The sequence below is a fragment of the Mesorhizobium sp. B2-5-4 genome, assembly GCF_006441095.1.
Classification (GTDB): Bacteria; Pseudomonadota; Alphaproteobacteria; order Rhizobiales; family Rhizobiaceae; genus Mesorhizobium; species Mesorhizobium salmacidum.
This window is the reverse complement of record NZ_VFUR01000007.1, coordinates 148929-167713: the sequence shown is the minus strand read 5'-3', so window position 1 is coordinate 167713 and position 18785 is coordinate 148929. Positions and strand designations below refer to the sequence as shown.

The 18785-nt window shown below is 60.8% G+C and carries 22 protein-coding genes and 1 pseudogene; 13 read left to right on the top strand and 10 right to left on the bottom strand.

Annotated elements, in window-relative coordinates:
* Positions 1-427 precede the first annotated feature (427 nt).
* Entirely contained in the window at positions 428-604 is a 177-nt protein-coding gene (locus tag FJ492_RS11365) for a hypothetical protein (RefSeq protein ID WP_140746876.1), read from the top strand.
* A gap of 3 nt (positions 605-607) precedes the next feature.
* Here the strand turns inward: FJ492_RS11365 and FJ492_RS11360 are convergent, their stop codons facing one another.
* From FJ492_RS11360 to FJ492_RS11350, 3 genes are all read right to left on the bottom strand, one after another.
* Positions 608-796 (bottom strand): hypothetical protein, encoded by a 189-nt coding sequence (locus FJ492_RS11360; RefSeq protein ID WP_140746879.1) that lies wholly within the window; start codon positions 794-796, stop codon positions 608-610.
* Positions 797-1571: 775 nt separating this feature from the next.
* The gene (locus FJ492_RS11355; protein ID WP_140746881.1) at positions 1572-2102 is read right to left on the bottom strand and encodes a DUF1003 domain-containing protein; all 531 of its coding nucleotides are present in this window, start codon (positions 2100-2102) and stop codon (positions 1572-1574) included.
* Entirely contained in the window at positions 2099-2962 is an 864-nt protein-coding gene (locus FJ492_RS11350) for an alpha/beta hydrolase (RefSeq protein WP_246676001.1), read from the bottom strand. Before FJ492_RS11350 ends, FJ492_RS11355 begins: the two co-directional genes overlap by 4 nt.
* Positions 2963-2974: 12 nt before the next feature.
* On the opposite strand from FJ492_RS11350, the gene FJ492_RS29195 reads away from it, so the two are divergent.
* The gene (locus tag FJ492_RS29195; RefSeq protein ID WP_246676000.1) at positions 2975-3265 is read left to right on the top strand and encodes a hypothetical protein; all 291 of its coding nucleotides are present in this window, start codon (positions 2975-2977) and stop codon (positions 3263-3265) included.
* Positions 3266-3280: 15 nt separating this feature from the next.
* Here the strand turns inward: FJ492_RS29195 and FJ492_RS11345 are convergent, their stop codons facing one another.
* The 3 genes from FJ492_RS11345 to FJ492_RS29465 all read right to left on the bottom strand — a co-directional run bounded on the left by FJ492_RS11345 (position 3281) and on the right by FJ492_RS29465 (position 5069).
* On the bottom strand, positions 3281-4207 hold the full coding sequence (locus FJ492_RS11345; RefSeq protein WP_140716993.1) for an NAD(P)/FAD-dependent oxidoreductase: 927 nt from the start codon (positions 4205-4207) through the stop codon (positions 3281-3283).
* A 147-nt stretch (positions 4208-4354) separates the two neighbouring features.
* Entirely contained in the window at positions 4355-4597 is a 243-nt protein-coding gene (locus FJ492_RS11340; RefSeq protein WP_140716991.1) for a hypothetical protein, read from the bottom strand.
* A gap of 337 nt (positions 4598-4934) precedes the next feature.
* Positions 4935-5069: a hypothetical protein gene (locus tag FJ492_RS29465; RefSeq protein ID WP_281406442.1), complete on the bottom strand. Its 135-nt coding sequence runs from the start codon at positions 5067-5069 to the stop codon at positions 4935-4937.
* 160 nt (positions 5070-5229) lie between these two features.
* Here FJ492_RS29465 and FJ492_RS11335 point away from each other — a divergent pair, with 160 nt between their 5' ends.
* Both FJ492_RS11335 and FJ492_RS11325 read left to right on the top strand, forming a co-directional pair.
* Entirely contained in the window at positions 5230-5529 is a 300-nt protein-coding gene (locus FJ492_RS11335) for a DUF1236 domain-containing protein (protein WP_140506165.1), read from the top strand.
* A gap of 868 nt (positions 5530-6397) precedes the next feature.
* A complete protein-coding gene (locus tag FJ492_RS11325; RefSeq protein WP_140506169.1) occupies positions 6398-6613 on the top strand; it encodes a DUF3072 domain-containing protein in 216 nt (71 codons plus the stop codon).
* Positions 6614-6736: 123 nt separating this feature from the next.
* On the opposite strand, the pseudogene FJ492_RS11320 reads toward FJ492_RS11325, so the two are convergent.
* The 3 genes and pseudogenes from FJ492_RS11320 to FJ492_RS29190 all read right to left on the bottom strand — a co-directional run bounded on the left by FJ492_RS11320 (position 6737) and on the right by FJ492_RS29190 (position 7841).
* Positions 6737-7115 (bottom strand): annotated as a pseudogene (locus tag FJ492_RS11320) (low affinity iron permease family protein).
* 169 nt (positions 7116-7284) lie between these two features.
* Positions 7285-7455: a DUF4112 domain-containing protein gene (locus tag FJ492_RS11315; RefSeq protein ID WP_246672910.1), complete on the bottom strand. Its 171-nt coding sequence runs from the start codon at positions 7453-7455 to the stop codon at positions 7285-7287.
* Between the two features lie 104 nt (positions 7456-7559).
* Complete coding sequence (locus tag FJ492_RS29190; protein WP_246675999.1) at positions 7560-7841, bottom strand: YidB family protein; 282 nt, start codon at positions 7839-7841, stop codon at positions 7560-7562.
* 503 nt (positions 7842-8344) lie between these two features.
* Between FJ492_RS29190 and FJ492_RS11305 the strand changes: the two genes are divergently transcribed.
* Positions 8345-8812, top strand: coding sequence for a metallophosphoesterase family protein (locus FJ492_RS11305; protein WP_140769905.1), 468 nt, complete (start codon positions 8345-8347; stop codon positions 8810-8812).
* A 129-nt stretch (positions 8813-8941) separates the two neighbouring features.
* Here the strand turns inward: FJ492_RS11305 and FJ492_RS11300 are convergent, their stop codons facing one another.
* A complete protein-coding gene (locus FJ492_RS11300; RefSeq protein ID WP_140747199.1) occupies positions 8942-9838 on the bottom strand; it encodes an SIR2 family protein in 897 nt (298 codons plus the stop codon).
* 387 nt (positions 9839-10225) lie between these two features.
* Here FJ492_RS11300 and FJ492_RS11295 point away from each other — a divergent pair, with 387 nt between their 5' ends.
* The 8 genes from FJ492_RS11295 to FJ492_RS11260 all read left to right on the top strand — a co-directional run bounded on the left by FJ492_RS11295 (position 10226) and on the right by FJ492_RS11260 (position 18681).
* Positions 10226-10453 (top strand): hypothetical protein, encoded by a 228-nt coding sequence (locus FJ492_RS11295; protein WP_140506173.1) that lies wholly within the window; start codon positions 10226-10228, stop codon positions 10451-10453.
* A gap of 639 nt (positions 10454-11092) precedes the next feature.
* Complete coding sequence (locus FJ492_RS11290; protein WP_181165883.1) at positions 11093-11875, top strand: heme-binding protein; 783 nt, start codon at positions 11093-11095, stop codon at positions 11873-11875.
* A 122-nt stretch (positions 11876-11997) separates the two neighbouring features.
* Entirely contained in the window at positions 11998-13749 is a 1752-nt protein-coding gene (locus FJ492_RS11285) for a methanol/ethanol family PQQ-dependent dehydrogenase (protein ID WP_281406444.1), read from the top strand.
* Positions 13730-14569: a substrate-binding domain-containing protein gene (locus FJ492_RS11280; protein ID WP_140746893.1), complete on the top strand. Its 840-nt coding sequence runs from the start codon at positions 13730-13732 to the stop codon at positions 14567-14569. Before FJ492_RS11285 ends, FJ492_RS11280 begins: the two co-directional genes overlap by 20 nt.
* Positions 14566-15099, top strand: coding sequence for a c-type cytochrome (locus FJ492_RS11275; RefSeq protein ID WP_140746896.1), 534 nt, complete (start codon positions 14566-14568; stop codon positions 15097-15099). The genes FJ492_RS11280 and FJ492_RS11275 overlap by 4 nt, the downstream gene beginning before the upstream one ends.
* Positions 15096-16109: a cytochrome c oxidase subunit II gene (gene coxB / locus FJ492_RS11270; RefSeq protein ID WP_140506181.1), complete on the top strand. Its 1014-nt coding sequence runs from the start codon at positions 15096-15098 to the stop codon at positions 16107-16109. The genes FJ492_RS11275 and coxB overlap by 4 nt, the downstream gene beginning before the upstream one ends.
* Positions 16106-18079: a cytochrome c oxidase subunit I gene (gene ctaD / locus FJ492_RS11265; RefSeq protein WP_140746902.1), complete on the top strand. Its 1974-nt coding sequence runs from the start codon at positions 16106-16108 to the stop codon at positions 18077-18079. Before coxB ends, ctaD begins: the two co-directional genes overlap by 4 nt.
* Complete coding sequence (locus FJ492_RS11260; protein WP_027145372.1) at positions 18076-18681, top strand: cytochrome c oxidase subunit III; 606 nt, start codon at positions 18076-18078, stop codon at positions 18679-18681. The genes ctaD and FJ492_RS11260 overlap by 4 nt, the downstream gene beginning before the upstream one ends.
* Positions 18682-18785 lie beyond the last annotated feature (104 nt).

Here is an 18785-nt window from a genome sequence, read left to right as displayed (position 1 = left end):
AGTTGAGGGCTGTCAGACAGCCGTCCTTTACCCAGGTCGCCGATTGCTCAACCGCAGTTTGATATTCAGCCAGGGAACCATCAGGGAGCCGCCGAGTTCGACCAAGGATAAGCCTTGGGTTCCCAACATGGAAGAAATCGGCAAGGCCCAACAGAGGGCCATAGCCCGTCTCATACGTCAATGGATTTCCTCGGACGCCAGCCGTCGCCAGCTTCGGCAGTTGCTGGATCTGCCGACAGATGCGGATATGCCCCGCGAACATCGGTCATTGCTCGAGAACTTGACCGCAGGGTCGATGAATGAGTGCATGCTTGCTCGCACGAGGGAAATTCCGACAGGCACCCGGTCGCGGGGGAGTATTTTTCTCGGAGCCCCCGGAACTGCAACTTGCAGTAATCGCTAGTTTATCTCAGCAGCGGATAGTGCAATGCAACGAGCAGCAAAAGAAGCGGGCCGAGCGGCAAAAGGCCAGGAACTTGAGGTTGAACACCTGGTTGAGCTCACGGAGATCGATCCCAAGCAGGCGCGAAGGCTTCTTCGCAGGCATGGGGCCGATTGGCCGAAGCTCAGAGACGAGGCGGAAGCTCTGAAGACGGAAGATTAGTCGTCACCTTCCCAGCGGCTGCCGAGAAAACTGTTCACGTTCGTTCTCGTCCGTAATCCCGGCTTGATAATAAGCAAGAATGCGCGATGCGCGCCGTTCTCTCTCGGTTTCGGTTTCGTTTTTGATATTGCTGCGGGCCAGGACGCGGCTCAGTACGGCAAGTTCTGATGGGGTATAGGCGTCCCTATGCATCGCATCTCAACTCCCGCGTGGCCCGCCTCCGGAAGGGCCGACGTGGCCTCAAGCTGGTGTGCCAGCTCCGACGCCGAAGAAACAAGAAATCGTAAACAAGCATTCTCCGGCGCGGCCTAACGCTGAACGGGAAAGAATGTTCTGGAGGTTTCATGGAAGGAGGAAAAACGAAAAACGACGGGGTTTGCTGTGCATTTTAAAGTTGAGAAACGGCGGTTGTGATCCGGGTAGAAAGAAGACTGTCGCCACTTACATATACAACTGGAATGGTCGGGTTGGACCTCCGCAAGCCGAGCGACCTCCGATTGTCCCGGCCCCAGGCGATGTCGGTGAACGCGGCCTTGGGATCGGGTCGAAGGCCGCCAGCGCCGGGGCAGCATTTCGACCGCCGACGAACTAGAACCAAGCCTCCTCCAACCCTGACTCGAGGTCGAGCAGTATCATCGGCTCATCTTCGACGATCAGAACGGCGCCATCGTTCACCGGAATATCCCCAGGTCGCCCACCGCTACCTCGGCGTCAACTTGGTTCCGTCTGATACCCATCGGCGGTGGGTGACTCCGAAGCGTTACGCCACCGCGACATCCAAGCGTAGTGATGAAGGCCCGCCTCGGACAAAACCGAGACGGGCCGAAGCTGCTTTGACAGCCTTGAGGCCAAGACAATGAGGGAGGATTGTAGGCCTGCAACCAAACATTGAGCAGCGGTAAATGTTCCTCGGGGTAAGCTCCTTCAGTCTCGGCGGCGGCCCGTTCGACGTGTGCATCTTGTTTGCTCAAGATTTCTCCTGATCTGCGGAAGCTTGCTGGATTTGCGTCATCACCTGCCGGGGATCGACATTCTCGGCCAGTTGCGGCAGCTCCTCATCGGCCGGCGTCGAGACATTCAGACGGCCTGTCAAGGCGGCCACCATTTCGATGAGCCGCGTGGTTTCGTGCTCGTTGAGAAGGCTGATCTGGAGGTCCAGTTCCGCTCGGCGCTCGCTGTGTTCGGCCATTCTGTTTTGGTTGATCAGCACGAAAGTGGACAGGAAGATTGCCTCGACCGAGGCGACCATGGCCAGGATCACAAAAGTTGGGTCCCATGCTGGGATGGCGGGTATCGCGTCAAGGTTGGCAAGAATCCAGGCGACGAGAATTGCGAGATGCAAATAGACAAAGGCCATACTTCCCGCGAAGCGCGAAACGGCGCCAGCAATTCGCGCCTGAAGGCTTTGGTCCTCCTCCTGCTGTCGCCTGTGGTCGATCAGGGCCTGGATGTTCTGGTGAAGGACCGACTGTATGTCGGCGGGATGTTGATCGTTCATTTCTTTAAAGCCCGGTTTGGCGGGGATATCATCTGCTGGCCCTCATCGCCGGCTGGTACCTCGGGCGAGACCGAACTTGTCGGCTGGCCTAGGTCGCGGCCGACGGCCCCTTGAAACGAGGAGTGCAGTCCTGCAATCGCGTGGACCATGGCCACCACCGCCTGAGGGGCGCTCTGGTGAACCATATGGCCGGCGCCCGCAACGACGTTGAGGAGGGACCCGCTGACCTCCGCATGCAGGCGTCGTGCTTCCTGCTCCGCGTCGAACAACCGGTCTCCAGAGGCGGCCACGATGCCGGTCGGCACGGCAATATCCCTGTAGCTGGCCTTCGTCAGCAGGGCCGCGGCCAGCATCGATGCCGACTCCGAGCACACGGCGCGCAGTTGGGAGGGGCGGCTGGCGACCTCTTTTGCGCGAGCGGCGAAGTCGGCAGCGACAACCGCCGGGTGAAAGATCTTCTGCATCGCCCACGGCCAGGCAAGCCTCACAAGCGGCGGCAGCAAGGTGTGGCGAAACGCTGTGCCGGCGACCGGCAAAGCCGGAAGTGCGGCCAGTGCAAGATCAAGCCGCGGGGGCGGATAATAATAGCCGGAAACCAGCACGATACCGGCAATCGAAGGAGAATGCCTGCGCGCCAGTTCGAGGGCTATCCAAGCGCCCCACGAATGCCCAAGCACCAGATATTTGTCGATGCCCAGCCTGCCGGCGGCGGCATGTATGAGATCGGCTTGGTCGCGGGCAGACCACCGCCGGCCCCGCGCCCGTGTGCTTCGCCCGAAGCCCGGTCGATCAAATGCGAGCACCCGATAGGTCTTTGCCGCCTGATCGAAGATGCCACTCGACTTGAAATCCTGCGCCATGGATCCGTTTCCATGCAACAGAATGAGCGGCATGCCAGTGCCGGCTTCGAGAAAATGCAAGCGTATACCGTCAATCTCCAGCACACGCCCCTGCGCCCGGCCGGCAAGCGCACGCTTGGCGCGGACGTGGTTGTATCCGGCAAGTGCCGCCAACGCGGCGACAAGCAGCACGGTCGAGAGCTTCGGTCCATCTCTGTCGAACGCCATGCCAATGCCTGCCAGGAAGTGTCTTGCTCGGTTGCCCGCCGTGTCGAACCTTCGGGACGACAGCTTGTTCCGCCAGACAAAGACAATGCTTTGTAGCCGGCTGAAAACGGCTCAGGCGGTAAGCTCTCTGTGGGCATGAGACGCGGCAATGGCAGCCTGTCCAAACGCGACGGCTATCTGGTTCAACGCTTTTACAACGTCACCGATCGCGTACATGCCGTCGACGGACGACTGCTGGTGCTCATCGACCGTGATGTAGCCCTCCGCGCAACATCTCGCGCCGAGGCCCAGGGCGAGTTGGGAGCGCACCTTGCAGCCCAATGCCGCATAGACTGCATCGAAGCGGCATGTCGTTCCGTCTTGCAAAATCGCCGCACACCCGTCAGCAGCCTGGCTGAGCTTGTCGAGAGTGTGACGGATGAGTATCCCTCTTTCGCCGGCCGCGCGGCGCGTGCTGGTTGAAAAGTCCGATGCGTGGGTCCCCAGCATCGTTACGTGTGGCGTGAATCGGCTAAGGAAAATGGCCTCGTGCAAGGCTCTGTCGCCCTGCCCGACGACCGCTATCTTCCGGTCGATAACCTCGTATGCGTCGCACACCGGGCAAAGCCGAACGACACCTGCGGCAATTGCCTCCGCCATGCGAGGCAAGACGGGTGTCGTGTCGATAATTCCGGTCGACAGGAAGACCTTACGCGCCCGGATTGTGCCGATCGAGGTCTCAGCGTCAAAGCCTCCGTCGCCAGAGGCCAGCGAAAAGACTTGCCCCTGCATCACGGTTGCTCCGTACAAGCTCGCGTGACGTCGGAGCCGATCCAGAAGATCGGGGCCACTTATCCCTTCTGGAAAGCCCGGACAATTATGGCTCCTCGGGATCAGGGCGGCACGGGGATCGCCGGCATCGACCACCAGCACGCGATGGCGGAAGCGGGCAAGATACTGGGCCGCGGTCAGTCCCCCGGGCCCGCCTCCGACGATCAGCACATCTTCGGCCTCGGCGTTCGGGTGACTGGCGTGGCTGTCATGCCTGGATTGTTCCATTAGTGGTGAACTATCTGGATTGTTCGATGTTCCAGCACGACACGACAAGCCAAGCGATCACGCGCCAGCCTGGATCGAACTTGACTGGCGGCCCGGCTATTGAGAAATCCGGGCTTCAGAGCGATTGTGCGCACCTGACCGTCAACGTCAGGCAGCGTTGCTGTCTTCCGTTTTCCAATCGCCCTGCCAACGCGCGCGCACGGCAATCATCAGCATGGCCGGTTCCGTCATCCCGGTCTGGAAAAGCCTGATCAGCTCTCTCGCGATAAAATGTGCTGCCGCGGTGTCCGGGAGAACGTCAAACTCCTGGCACATCGCGTCGAAGACCGCACGGAGCGTATCCAGATCATTGGGGTAGAAGGTGTCCGTGCGAATGGGTCGGTCAAGCATCAAGCGTCTCCAAACGAGCGAGAGTGCGATGGTCTCCCAAGCAGCGGAGCATTGCCCGCTGCCCTCGCGTTTTATGCGGCACAGCGCACGATGTGTCGCTAACCTATGATGTACCAAGCGAAGTTCGCGTACAAAGAGTCAGGCCCGTGCTCATCCGATGCCGCGCTCAACCGCACGGAGCGGTTTCCGGGTCGAAGTAAGCCACCCTCCAGAAATCGTGTTGGTCGCCTCGATGAGTGCTGGTTAGAGGGCTCGCACGCCACACTTGCGAGCAGCGGGCGAGCCCTATCCGGCGCAGGAAGGGACATAGCTGCGCGGATCCCGTTGGCCGCCCTCGTCATCCAAGAGCTACGCCGATTGCCAGGAGAGTAATCGCCATCGCGAAGACCGGTGCCAGCAACCAGCGTGCCTGGCCAATACTTTTTTCCATGACGCTTTCTTCAAATTTGCGGCGGTCAACGGCGCCGGTCATGTGACGGTTCCTCGATTTTGCTGAACGCAGACCTTTTCAGCATCATTCCAAGCCCAAAGTCCGGGATGCAAATCGGACCTAGGTACGGGCTCGGAACGTTTCGGATTCGGACACGTTCGGTCCAGGGCGATTATGCCCGAGCTCACAGGAAGGCTGTCACATGAGAATGCATTTCACCGCCGCCGCTGCTTCGTTTCTGCTCCTTGCCGGTGTCGGCATCGCTGCAGCCCAGGACGTCGTTATCGCGCCTGAACAGGACACGGTCATTCAGGAGTACGTGCACAAGCAGCCCCTCGCGTCCGTGGAAGTCCCCGGGGTCGAACTCAGCGTCGGCGCCGCGCTTCCCGACACCGTCGAGCTTCGCGAAGTTCCCAACGTCAAGTACCGCTATGTCGTGGTCCACAACCGGACAGTTCTCGTGGACCCGGGCACCCGCAAGATCATCAAGGTCTATAACTGACCAAAGTGCGGGTAGGCCCGTCGCTGATTGGGGCGACGGGCTGTACCGATTCAGAAATGGCGATCTTAGTGAGCGTCTCGCATAGACGAGGTTGGCGACAGCATCGACCATGACCGCAAATGCTGTCAACTTCCTCCCCATTCCGATATCCCGCCTTCACGGCATGCCGACCACGCGTTCACCGGTTCGGCAGAAGCGCCGCTCACTGTTAACCACCTGTCGAGTTGCGCCGCAGACCATTGTGGGCGCGCTCCGGCGGTGAGCGTCAGGGGGGTGAAGACCGGTGCTTTCTCAGCCTGGTAATCGCCGAGCGTCCGACGGTGATCACGCCGCCGCAGTCAGTCCGCACCGTCAACTTGTCGGCTTTGCGATCGATGCGGATGATGTCTCCAACAAGAACGACCTTATCTCCAGCGCGGGTTTTAGGTGGAGGGTCAACCGAATAGGGTCGGTCATACGATGGAATGTTTACTTTGGCGCGTCCGCTAGGCAGCATCGTGCTAACCGTACCCGTCAAGGTGACCTCGTCACCGATCTCAAATTCCCGGGGCACGCTATAGTGTAGCATAGACCTCCTCCGGCGCGTTCCTGATATTAATGCCGGCAAACTGACTTGGTTGCGTGAAATCGCAAGTCTCCGTGGCCCCAATCAGGCCGAGCACCCCTCTGCCAATGAGGCTTGCGGAAGCGCGGGTAGGAATTGCCGAGGCCGTCTATGAATGCATGGATTGATCGCCGCCCATCCAGCGCGCCCCTCAGGGCTGGCAATCTTGTCGACGGGGGTCGATGAACCGCGGCTCGTGACAATTCCCTTACGGAACAAAAGGAGATCAGAGACATTCTCTCCTGCTCAGACAGGAGACCTCAAATGCAGAACCTAAACGACAATGCTGATGTTTCAGCCAATATCGACAAGGACCCTGATGAATGGGTTAGTGGAGACGATCCAATGACGCCATCGCAAGCCTCATACTTGAAGACCCTGAGTGAGCAGGCCGATGACGCCGCGAGCTTCGAACAAGGGCTTAGTAAGGCCGAGGCATCCAAGCGCATCGATGCGTTAAGGGCCAAGCTGAAACTCTAACCGAACCTCCCGCGCTAGCCGTTCAATGCTGGAGACGGCGCAGCGTGTCACTTTGACGGCGCTGACGATTGCGACTGCCCCGCGAAAGCGGAGAAGGCCATTAGCCCATGTACCGCGACGCTGCTATGAACGAGTTCGATCCTTCTTGGACGCGTCCCGGGATAGGGGCAGCACGTTCGATTGAGTCGCTTCCTCTTCGAGCATCACTCGCTTTGCCCGGATCTCCTCGGGTTCGGCGTGCTCTAACCCGACAACATCGTTTCTGGTCTCTTTCAACGAAACGACGATCTCATCGAGCTTGGCATGAAGGGCGGCGGTGTCCCGATAGCCTTGAATGAGCACAACTCCGGTGATCACGATGGCCGCTACCGACGGGCATAGGTAACTGCATTCGTCAGGCCGAATGGCACCAGCGCGGTACACAGCACCTCGCTACAACCATGACATAAAAGCCAGGTGGGCGCGAAAGGAAGTCGGCCGTCAGAAAGAGGATGTGATTCATGAGGGGGTTCCTGTCGCGTACTCCTTCACGGTTGCGCCAAGGTGAAGAGGGCGACCAGCGCAGCGATAGCAACACAGATCGGTACAGCCGCGAACAGTCCAATCTCAAGAATGCGCGTCTCATTATTGCTGAACATCGGATAGCCTCACTGTGTTTGAGGGATCAACAATCAACGATGAGGTCGGTTCCGACCGGTTGCTGCATCCCCTAGTACTGGCACTAGGCCCACTAAGGCATCCAATCCAAACCGAATTGGCGTTGCCGGGAGGCGCCATCGTGAATCAAGCAGAACGGCCAACAAGTCGAGCTCAGCAATTGCATTCGCAGTCTGACGATCCACAATAGGCTGCTCGCTTGTCCATAGCTTGGCGGCTGGCCTTGCTCGCTCGATCCGATCTCCTCGATAGCGCACTGCCCTTTCAAGTCCGCCTCCACCATCTCTGATTAGCTTTGCGTCGGCCGGAAAGGCACGTCATCGAGCAGCGTCGGCTCGCCCGAGGCATTCGTTTGGTGATCAGCTGGCAGGTTGCCGTTTGGGGTCATCTGGTTAATGGCATCCGGCAGATCCCTGGTGATCCTCGCAATCAGCTCCTCGCGCGAAAGGCCAGTCTGCCTCGAAAGAGCTTCCAGCGTCTGCACGTCAATGGCCCTTTCCACCTCGTGAGGCTCGATCGGCTCGTTCGGCCGGGTGCCAACCCAAGAGTCCACTTTCGCGCCTGCCTGCATTTCTAAAACGGTCGAGAAGATCGCCGAGCGCTGTACCGGAACCCCCCTTGGACACCTGGTCCAAAATCCCACCTTGCAGATTGTTTGGATCGCGCTCTCCCGCCCCACGGATCATCTCTGCGATCTTGTCGCGGTTTTGATAAGCCAGGACTCCCAGCATAGCGATCGCAAGTCTTCCAAGATTTGCCACTCGTTCCTCCTCTGGTCTCGACTATGGAAAAGGTCGCGCGCTGCCAAAGGTTCCGCAATTGGCCAGCTAACATTTGGGGGCGCGCAGGTCCGGTCGGGTGGAGGGCGGCAAGACGGTGGGATAGCCGTTTCGCACCACCAAAGCCCTAGTTCGAAAATCGCAAGTTTCTGGGTGTACGAGAGCCGTACCTTTTTGACAATTATGGTTTGAATGTTGCCTGGCTTTGACCTCGGAGCTCTCCTGATCCTGCAAAACCAGTGCCAGATACGAAATGCCGGTTTGATGCTTTCGCCGTCGAACTAGTGGCAGGGCCATGACATTCAGAATTGGCGTCATCTCGGACACGCACGGCTTGCTGAGGCCGGAGGCGGCGCGTTGCCTGGCCGGGGTCGACCACATCATTCATGGAGGAGACATCGGTCGCCCTGAGATCATCACGGCGCTTCGCGGTATCGCGCCGGTTACCGCGATCAGAGGAAACGTAGACACCGGTGGCTGGGCGCTCCCATACGCGGAAACCGAGCTCGTACGCCTCGCCGGGCGAGCAATCTACGTGCTTCATGATCTCAAGACGCTGCAGATCGACCCGGTTGCCCAGGGCATCGACTTGATCGTGTCCGGTCACTCGCATGTGCCGAGGATGGAGACAGTGGATGGCGTGCTTTATTTGAATCCGGGCAGCGCTGGCCCACGACGGTTTAAGCTGCCTGTCACCCTTGCGGCGGTCGACATCACTCGAGACAGCATAGAGCCTTCGATATTGAGCTTGGCAAGCGGCTGAACCAATTCACCGCGCACATCACGCCCGCACCTATATCCGAGTGTCTCCTAGTGGATGCTGCGGACCGAAATTGATGTTGAAATTTCAGACGGAATTCTCTGCCTCTCGCGGCTCGTTCAAGAGGCCCGCCTAACTTCCCCCCGAGCCGGTGGCTCCATTCGTCTGCCGGGCGGACATCGTTCCACCGGGGTCCGCCCGTCCAAATTTCGCCTCCTCCCCGACCGCCTCCACCAGCTGCCTGAGAAAGTTCACCAGGGCAGCCTGCGGATCATTGACCTCGCCGACGACCGCCGAAATGCCCCAGTGTCCAAGCACCGCCTCCTCCACGGGGTTTCGGCTGGCCATGAAGATGAACGAGGGAGGGCGATCTTTTTCATAGCCGGATCGATGCCAGGTTTGCCAAAGGCGGTGCAACAGCAACCGGATATTCGGGTCGGAAAGGCTATAGCCTATGAAGAGGATGGTGCTACCAAGGGCATCCGCACGAAACCGCACATCGAGTGGGGAATTAAAGGAAAGCCGATCGAGGTAGTCCGTTTCGGTCAGGACAAGCGACGAATCATCGTCGAAGTCGCCATGGAATTTCACGATGTGGGTGACCCCCTGCCGGGCTTGCGCTACATCGCGTGCATTGGCCACTTTGACGTATCGCTGACCGTATATTTCGAAAGCCAGTTCCAGGTTCCGGTCGTAGTTCGTGGTATAGATAATGGGGAAATTGAGCATCACAATGAGGCGATGCAACTCCGATGTCTCAATGCGGTCCCTGGCGACCGACCAGTTCCTGTCCATCCAGCTGCGCAGTGGTCCGATGCTGCCATGCCTAATCCGATAGTACTCGGCCAGAGTTTGAAAACGGTCGCGCCGCATCGAAAATTCCTCATCGATCCCAAGTTCTTTTGCCATCTGCTCGATCAGCTTTTCCCAGGATGGAAGCCCAACGCTGATCGACACACCCGCTCCGACAAACAGGATCGCACTACCGCGGCCGATCGCTTTTGCCAGTGATGCGAGCCCATCGGTCATAGATAGGAGCCGATGCTGGAAGAGGCGCTCCAAGCAGTTGCGGCCGTGGCAGAAGGCATTGACATTCTCTTTCGGATCACTGGCATCGTTCGCGACCAAACCAGCAGAGCGACGCTGTGTTCCCACGGTGCAGTCCGAAAGTTGCCGTCGGGGCTGGCGCGTCTGGTGACGACGTCTGTTGGAGCAGGGCAGCCGTTCCTTGAATAGTGGGGCGATTACGTCGCGCTGAAGGCACAACCCGGAAGCCAGCAGAGATGTGAGGTTCCTACCAGAGGATCGAGCTTGCCCGTGGCCGAGCACCTTGGCTGGGCAAAAATTTATAGCCATTAACAAATCTAAGTGCGGGCTAGTTCTGTTCCCGTACATTCGCGAGGAAAGGAGGCTGAGATGAGCCAAAAGCACCGCGATCTGGACTATCTTATCCAGCACTATATTGAGTGCAGGAGAGGCAAACCTTGGCCGCTTTCGGTATCGGCGGCCGTCGTCGCGATACGCACAGTTTTCCGGGGTTGCCTCGCTTCTGATTATGAACTGGCCACGCTCATTGCAAGAGCTGCGGTCAGCCGAGGCCAGATTGTCGATTTCGACCTCAATGAGCCTGCACAGGCGGCATAGCGCCAGCAGGACGCAGCTTACCTCGACAAATCCGCACGATGTGACAGAGACTCCTCAAGAGACTGGAGGTGGCTCTTCGGATCAGGTGCCGATAGCGCGTCACGAAGGCCCCACACAGCTCGTCACGCGAACACCAACACGAAACTGCGCCGAATTCCGTCAATAGCGGGGCTGTACCTGTTGCCCTGGCGCTCACAATTCAAGGCCGGCGGGTCAAGTCAAAGGCAATGGCACGTCCTGACCAGCAAGAAAACGCCCACTGCGTAAGGGATCAACAAAAGCACGACGGCCAACCAGTAACCAGGCTGAGCCATCGCGGCCAAATCTGATCGAAGCTGCTCCATTGGCTGTCCAACGCAGGGCAGTTCTGCTTGTTCCCTGGCTGCGATCATCAGAGTCCGGCGGTCAAGCCGGCTCTTCCGTTCACTGGCGGGCTGCAGAAGAGGAAAGATATGCTCTCACCAAGAGCGCTGAGGGCACCTGCATTGGCAGACCACTCAAGGGCAGGCCAGCCCCGGCTGCTTCGCGCGCCTAATGCCTGCAACACTGTCGCTCCACGCATCAGGAACAAAGCAGCTCCTTGTTCGTTCGGTGCCCAAGAGCGGATCAGCTCCCATGCAGAAGGTGTTTCGAGGAGCCATGGACCGTCGCCAGTTTCCCTTACCATCTCTGTGCCTCTTGATCCTGACGATTGTCGGGCTGGCACAAAACCCTGCGCGAGCCCAAGCGCCGTGCCCAGCCGACCACGAGAAGCTGCTCGCAGCCTTGAAGACCAATGTCAAGGCAAGCGGGGGCCCGGCGAATGGCGGCTTCGAGACCAATGAATGGGCGGCCGTTGTCGCCCGCGACGGGACGGTCTGCGCCGTCGCCTTCAGTGGACCTGCCGTCGATGCGCAATGGCCGGGCAGCCGGCTCATCGCCGCCGAGAAGGCGAATACAGCCAATGGGCTCAGCTTGGCGAACATGGCGCTCTCGACCGCCAACCTCTATGCAGGGGTGCAGCCGGGTGGGCCGCTGTTCGGTCTGCAGGCCACCAATCCCGTCAACCAGGCGGCAGCCTATGCCGGGGATGCCAAGACTTTCGGTAGCGCCCAAGATCCGCTGCTAGGCAAGCCGATCGGCGGCATTGTCGTGTTTGGCGGAGGCCTGGCTCTATACGACGGCAAAACGGTCGTCGGTGCACTTGGCGTCAGTGGCGATTCCTCCTGCGCCGACCACAATGTCGCCTGGCGCGTTCGCGCGGCGCTCGGCCTCGACAAAGTTCCGGCGGGCGTCAATCCCAATCGCAAGGATGCCATTATCTATGATCTCGATCCCGGTGGCAAAAGCGCCTCCGGGTGGGGCCACCCGCTTTGTGCCGGGCATGAGGCCGATGTCGCGGCCGAACTTGGTTCTGGCGTCGGAGGCTCGACGCCGAAATGAAGCGAACAGCCCAACCTGTCGCGCCCTGCGTTGTCGCGGTATGCGCCAACCGCTCGGCGGCACCCAGAAAATGTCTTGCGAGCATCTTTGCGATGCTGCTGCTGGCTTCCACTCCCTTACTGATGGCCGCTTCGGAAGCTCCGCCAACGCCGGCGATCTCGCCGCCGCCTTCCGCTGCGCCACCTGACGACGGGCAGTGGACGATGCCCGCCAAGAACTACGCGTCGACCCGCTACAGCGAGCTCACGGAAATCAACGAAGGCAACGCCAAGGACCTGCAGGTGGCCTTCACCTTCTCGACCGGCGTCAATAAGGGCCAGGAAGCGGCGCCGTTGGTCGTCGGCGGCACGATGTACATCGTGAGCCCCTTCCCCAACATCGTCTACGCGCTTGATCTCACCAAGCCGGGTGCGCCGATGAAATGGAAGTTCGAACCCAATCCCGAGCCGGCGGCGCAAGGGGTTGCCTGTTGCGATGTGGTCAATCGCGGCGCCGCTTTCGCGAACGGACGCATCTTCTTCAACACACTGGACGGGCACACCATCGCGCTCGACGCGAACACCGGTCAGCCGATCTGGAACGCCCATATCGGCAACATCAACATCGGCGAGACCATCACCATGGCGCCCTTGGTGGTGAAAGGCAAAGTGCTGGTCGGCAATTCAGGCGGCGAGATGGGCGTCCGCGGCTGGGTCAAGGCGCTCGACGCCGGCGACGGTCACGTCGTCTGGACGGCCTACGGCACCGGGCCGGACAAGGAAGTGCTTATCGGCCCGGACTTCAAGCCGCACTACGACATGGACAAGGGCAAGGACCTTGGCGTCACAACATGGCCGCCGGAAGCCTGGAAGATCGGCGGCGGCAACATGTGGGGCTGGATTTCCTACGATCCGGATCTCAACCTGATCTTCCACGGCACCGGCAATCCTGGACCGTGGAACCCCGATCTGCGGCCCGGTGACAACAAATGGACGTCAGGCATCTTCGCCCGCGATCCCGATACCGGCGCGGCGAAATGGTTCTATCAGTGGAGCCCGCACGACCTCCACGACTATGATGGGATCAACGAGCAGGTCCTGCTCGACATGAACTGGCAGGGCAAGCCGCGCAAGGTGCTGGTCCGGCCTGAACGCAACGGCTACCTCTACATCCTCGACCGGACCACGGGCGAAGTGCTGTCCGCGAAACCTTTCGGCCCTGTCAATTCCAGCAAGGGTGTCGATCTCAAGAGCGGACGTCTGATCGAAAACCCGGACAAGAAGACCGGGACCGGCAAAGTCGTCCGCGACATCTGCCCAACCGCGTCGGGGCTCAAGGACTGGCAGCCTTCCGCCTTCTCGCCGAAGACCGGGCTGCTCTATATTCCGCATAACAATCTGTGCATGGACGAAGAAGGCGTCGAGGTGAACTACATCGCCGGCACCCCCTATGTCGGCATGAACGTGCGCATGATCCCTGGGCCCGGTGGCAACCGGGGCGCCTTCACCGCCTGGGACATCGCTGCGCAGAAGCCCGCCTGGAGCCTCAAGGAGAACTTCCCGGTGTGGAGCGGCGCGGTCGTGACGGCCGGCGATGTCGTCTTCTACGGGACAATGGAAGGTTGGTTCAAGGCGGTCAGCGCCAAGACTGGCGATCTGCTTTGGCAGTTCAAGACTGCGTCCGGCATCATTGGCCAGCCCATCACATATCGCGGTCCCGACGGACGTCAATATGTAGCGATCCTGTCGGGTGTCGGCGGCTGGGCCGGCGCGATCGTATCGGGCGATCTCGATCCGCGCGACGCCACCGCCGCGCTCGGTTTCGTCAACGCGATGAAGGACCTCAAGGAGGCCACAACGGCGGGAGGCACGCTTTATGTGTTCCGGCTGCCCTGAACACTGGGCCGCGCGCATGGCGCTCGGCATGGCCGCGCTCGCCTTGCTGTTCTTGCCGGTGGGAGCCAATGCCCGTGAACTGAGGGTCTGCGCTGATCCGAACAACATGCCATTTTCCAACGCGGCCGGTCAGGGTTTCGAGAACAGGATTGTTGAGATCGTGGCCGCCGATCTCGGTGCCAAGCTGACCTACACCTGGTGGGCGCAGCGCCGCGGCTTCGTGCGCAACACGCTGAAAGCCGGCCTTTGCGATCTCGTACCAGGCACGCCTGCCAACCTCGAAATGCTGCGCACCACCACACCCTATTATCGCTCATCCTATGTTTTCGTCACCCGCCAGGACGGTCCGGATGTGGCGTCCTTCAACGATCCGCAACTGCGCGCTATGCGGATCGGCGTGCAACTCATCGGCGACGACGGGGCCAATTCGCCCCCCGTTCAGGCGCTTGGCCGCCGTGGCATCGTCGGGCACCTCGTCGGCTACCCGGTCTATGGCGACTACTCCGCACCCAACCCCCCAGCGCGCATCGTTGAAGCGGTGGCGACCGGCGAGATCGATCTTGCCGTCGTCTGGGGCCCGCTCGCCGGCTACTTCGCCCAGAAGCAGAAAGTGCCGCTGCGCATCACGCCGGTCACCCCTCGCATCGACGGACCGCAGTTGCCCATGATCTACGACATCTCGATGGGCGTTAGGCGCGAGGACGATGTGCTACGTGGCGATGTGAATAGCGCGCTGGCCAGGCACAAGGCCGAGATCGACGCATTGCTGTCGCAATATGGCGTGCCGCGGCTCGACGGCTCGGGGAGTCCAGTGCGATGAGGCCGGGCGCCGCCATGCTCCTGTTTGCGCTCCTGACGCTTGCGGCATGCCAGCGCGAGGAGCGGGACACGCGCCCGCAAAATTCGCTCGGATCGGGCGAGCAGCCGGCGCCTGTGACGACATTGGAACCCGGCGGACAGCGGGCTTCCGCCAGCGATAACAAGGCGGCGAGTTTCGAGGCCAACGCCTTCCACCTCAGCGAAGGCAAGCGGCTGTTCAGCTGGTTCAACTGTTCAGGCTGTCATGCCAATGGCGGCGGCGGCATGGGGCCGGCTTTGATGGACCAGAAGTGGCTTTACGGCAGCTCGATCGAAAGCATCCACGCTACGATCCGCGATGGTCGGCCAAAAGGCATGCCGAGCTTCCGCGACAAGATCCCCGATGACCAGATTTGGGAGCTTGCCGCCTTTGTCCGCTCGCTGAGCGGCAATGCGCCCTCGTCCGCCGCCCCGCAGCGCAATGACGACATGATGCCACATCCGTCGGAAAACCGCCTGCCGGACGCCGCCACACTGGGGAAATCACCGTGAAACGCCTTGCGTCGACCGGGTTCGGCACGACCTGCGTCTTGTTTCTGCAGGGATGCTCGGGATGGCAATCAGCGCTCGATCCGAAAGGTCCCGCTGCCAGTGAGCTGGCATGGCTCATTTGGTTTTTCACCGCGCTTTGCGCAGTGATCTGGGTCCTGGTGATGATCGCGCTTGCCGCGCCGCTGTTGATGCGGCCTCGCACACGTTCCGAGCCGCTCGCGCTCGACGCAGGCGCCGACCATCGCAAGTTGCGGGTCGTCGTGATCGCCGTCGGGCTGACTGCCGCGATCGTGGTCGGGCTGACCTTGCTGAGCTTCTTCGCCAACAGGACGCTAGCGGCGATCGGCTCGGACGCTGCGCTCACCATTCGCGTTACCGGCCACCAATGGTGGTGGGAGGTGCGCTACGAAGATGCCACGCCGAGCCGCATCCTGACCACGGCTAACGAGATCCACATTCCCGCCGGGGAGCCCGTGCGGCTTCTGCTGACCTCGACCGATGTTATCCACTCGTTCTGGATCCCGAGTTTGGCCGGCAAGCTCGACCTCATCCCCGGTCATATCAATGTACTTGATATCAGGGCCGACAAGCCCGGCGTCTATCGCGGCCAGTGCGCCGAGTTCTGCGGTGCGCAGCATGCTAATATGGGCACCTTCATCATCGCCGAGCCGCGGGCAAAGTTCGACGCCTGGTGGAACGACCAGTTGCAGCCGGCTGGGCCCCCGACGAATGGGGAGGCCAAAAATGGCGCGGACCTGTTCCTCAAGCGCCCCTGCGTGATGTGCCACAGGATCGGCGGCACTCCAGCGGGAGGAACCGTCGCGCCTGATCTCACGCATGTGGCCAGCCGGCAAACCATCGCTGCCGGTACCTTGATGATGAGCCGCGGCAATCTGGCGGCCTGGATAGCGGATCCGCAAGGCGTGAAGCCCGGCTCCCACATGCCGGTGGTGGAGCTCAACGGCGACGAACTCAACGCCATCGTCGCCTATCTCGAGGGCCTGAAATGAGCAGCGCGGATCTAACGAGCGAACGCGACCTGCCGCAACGGGGGACCGCCACCCAAGGCGACGTTGCTCCCGAGCATGACGGACCGCGTGATGCCGGCATGGACGACGCCAGCCTGCACCGCTGGCTGGCGCGGGCATGGTGCACGCCGCCCGGCATCATCGGCGCTCTGTCGAGCGTCGACCACAAGGTGATCGCAAGGCGCTATCTGATCACGGCCTTCATCTTCCTATGCCTTGGCGGACTGAACGCGGTCGCCATGCGAATCCAACTCTCAGGGCCGCAGCGTGGGCTGATCGGGCCGGACCTGTACAACCAGCTGTTCACGATGCACGGCGTCACCATGATGTTCCTGTTCGCCGTGCCTATCGTGCAGGCAACGGGGATCTATCTGGTGCCGCTGATGGTCGGCACCCGCAACATCGCCTTCCCGCGGCTCAATGCATTCGGCTATTGGGTGTATCTTTCGGGCGGCGTCTTTGCCTGGGTTTCATTCCTCCTCAACATGGCACCGGACGTCGGCTGGTTCGCCTATGTGCCTTTGTCCGGTCCCGAATTCTCTCCCGGCAAGCGCGCCGATGTCTGGGCGCAAATGATCACCTATACCGAAGTGTCCTCGCTTGCGGTCGCCGTCGCCACCATCGTGACCGTGTTCAAGCAACGCGCACCCGGCATGTCGCTGGACAAGATACCGCTTTATGTGTGGGCACTGCTGGTCACTTCGTTCGTCGTGGTCTTCGCGATGCCGGCAGTCATGATCACCTCGACCTTCCTCATTCTCGACCGGCTTGTCGGAACCCACATTTTCAATCCGGCGGAGGGCGGCGACGCCCTGCTGTTCCAACATCTGTTCTGGTTCTTCGGCCATCCCGAGGTCTACATCATCTTCCTGCCGGCGACAGGCATGGTCTCCTCGATCATTCCCGCTTTTGCCCGGCGACCGACGTTCGGCCATCTCGGGCTGGTCCTTTCGTTGATCGCGGTCGGTTTCCTGTCGTTCGGCCTCTGGGTGCACCATATGTTTGCGACGGGATTGCCGAAGTTGGGGGCGAGCTTCTTCACGGCGTCCAGCATGCTGATCGCCATACCCAATGGCCTGCAGATCTTCTGCTGGCTGGCGACTTTGTGGGATGGCAGACCGGTGATCCGCACGCCGCTGCTGTTCGTCTTCGGCTTCTTCTTCATCTTCGTCATCGGCGGGCTCAGCGGCGTCATGCTCGCCTCGGTGCCGCTCGACCTGCAGGTGCACGACACCTATTTCGTCGTCGCCCACTTCCATTACGTGCTGATCGGCGGATCGGTATTCCCGCTGCTGGGCGCGGCCTATTTCTGGTTCCCCAAGATCACCGGCCGCATGATGAGCGAACGTCTCGGACGCTGGCATTTCTGGCTGGCCTTCATCGGCTTCAACGTGGCTTTCTTCCCGATGCATCTGGTCGGCCTGTGGGGAATGCCGCGCCGGGTCTACACCTATCCGGCGGAGCTTGGCTGGGGCAACATCAACCTGCTCATCAGCGCCGGCGCGGTGCTGTTCTTCTTGAGCTTCGTGCTGTTCACTTTCAACCTCGTGCACGGCGTATTGAAAGGCGTACCGGCCGGGGACAATCCCTGGGATGCAGGCACCCTGGAATGGGCAACGTCCTCGCCGCCTCCAAGCTATAATTTCACACGCATCCCGATCGTGACAAACGTTGAGCCGCTGTGGGCCGAACGAGACGCGCTTCCCGTCGCAACCGGCCTGCGCGTCGACGTGCGCGAGTTGCTCATCTCGACGGTGGCGGAAGCCCATCCCGACATCCGCGAGAAATCGGCGACGCCGTCAATCTGGCCCCTGCTTGCGGCGATCGCCGTGGGCGGCACTTTCCTCTACTCGATCTTCACGCCGTGGGCGGTCGTGTGGGGCGCCGTGCCGATCGCGGTCACGCTGGTCGGCTGGTTCTGGCCCAAAGGCGATCCGGAGGACGAGGAATGAACCAGCGACCCGTCGCCGACCTTTCCGGGCTTCCCACCTTTGGACATGGTCCGCGCAGCCCGACCTGGTGGGGCACGCTCGGCTTCATGGCGCTGGAGGGGACGGGCTTCGCGCTGGCGGCCGGCGCCTATCTCTACCTGGCAATGTCGTGGCCCAACTGGCGTCTGAGCGCCCCGGAGCCTAACCATTGGCCGGGAACGATCGTCACCCTCCTGCTGATCGCCAGCCTGGTGCCGAACCACATTCTCAATCGCTACGCCGAGCGTTGCGCCATTGTACCGGTGCGGATCGGCATGGTGGTGATGTCGCTGTTCGGTCTCGCCCCGCTCGTGGTGCGCTGGTTCGAGTTCCCGGCGCTGAATATCTATTGGGACACGAACGCGTACGGCTCTATGCTTTGGGTGCTGCTTGGACTGCACACCACCCACCTGATCACCGATGTCGGCGACACGATCGTGCTGACGGTGCTGATGTTCACACGCCATGGCTACAGCGGCCGGCGCTTCGGCGACGTAGGCGATAATGTCTTCTACTGGGATTTCGTGGTGCTCACCTGGATCCCGATCTATCTGCTCATCTACTGGGTACCGAGGCTAGGCTGATGCGCGCGCTGCAATTGGGAACGTCCTGGGGTGGCCTTCTGTCGGGGCCCTCGGCTTGGGCAATTTCGACGCAGCTGAATTACGCGCTTGTTCCCTGGCAATGC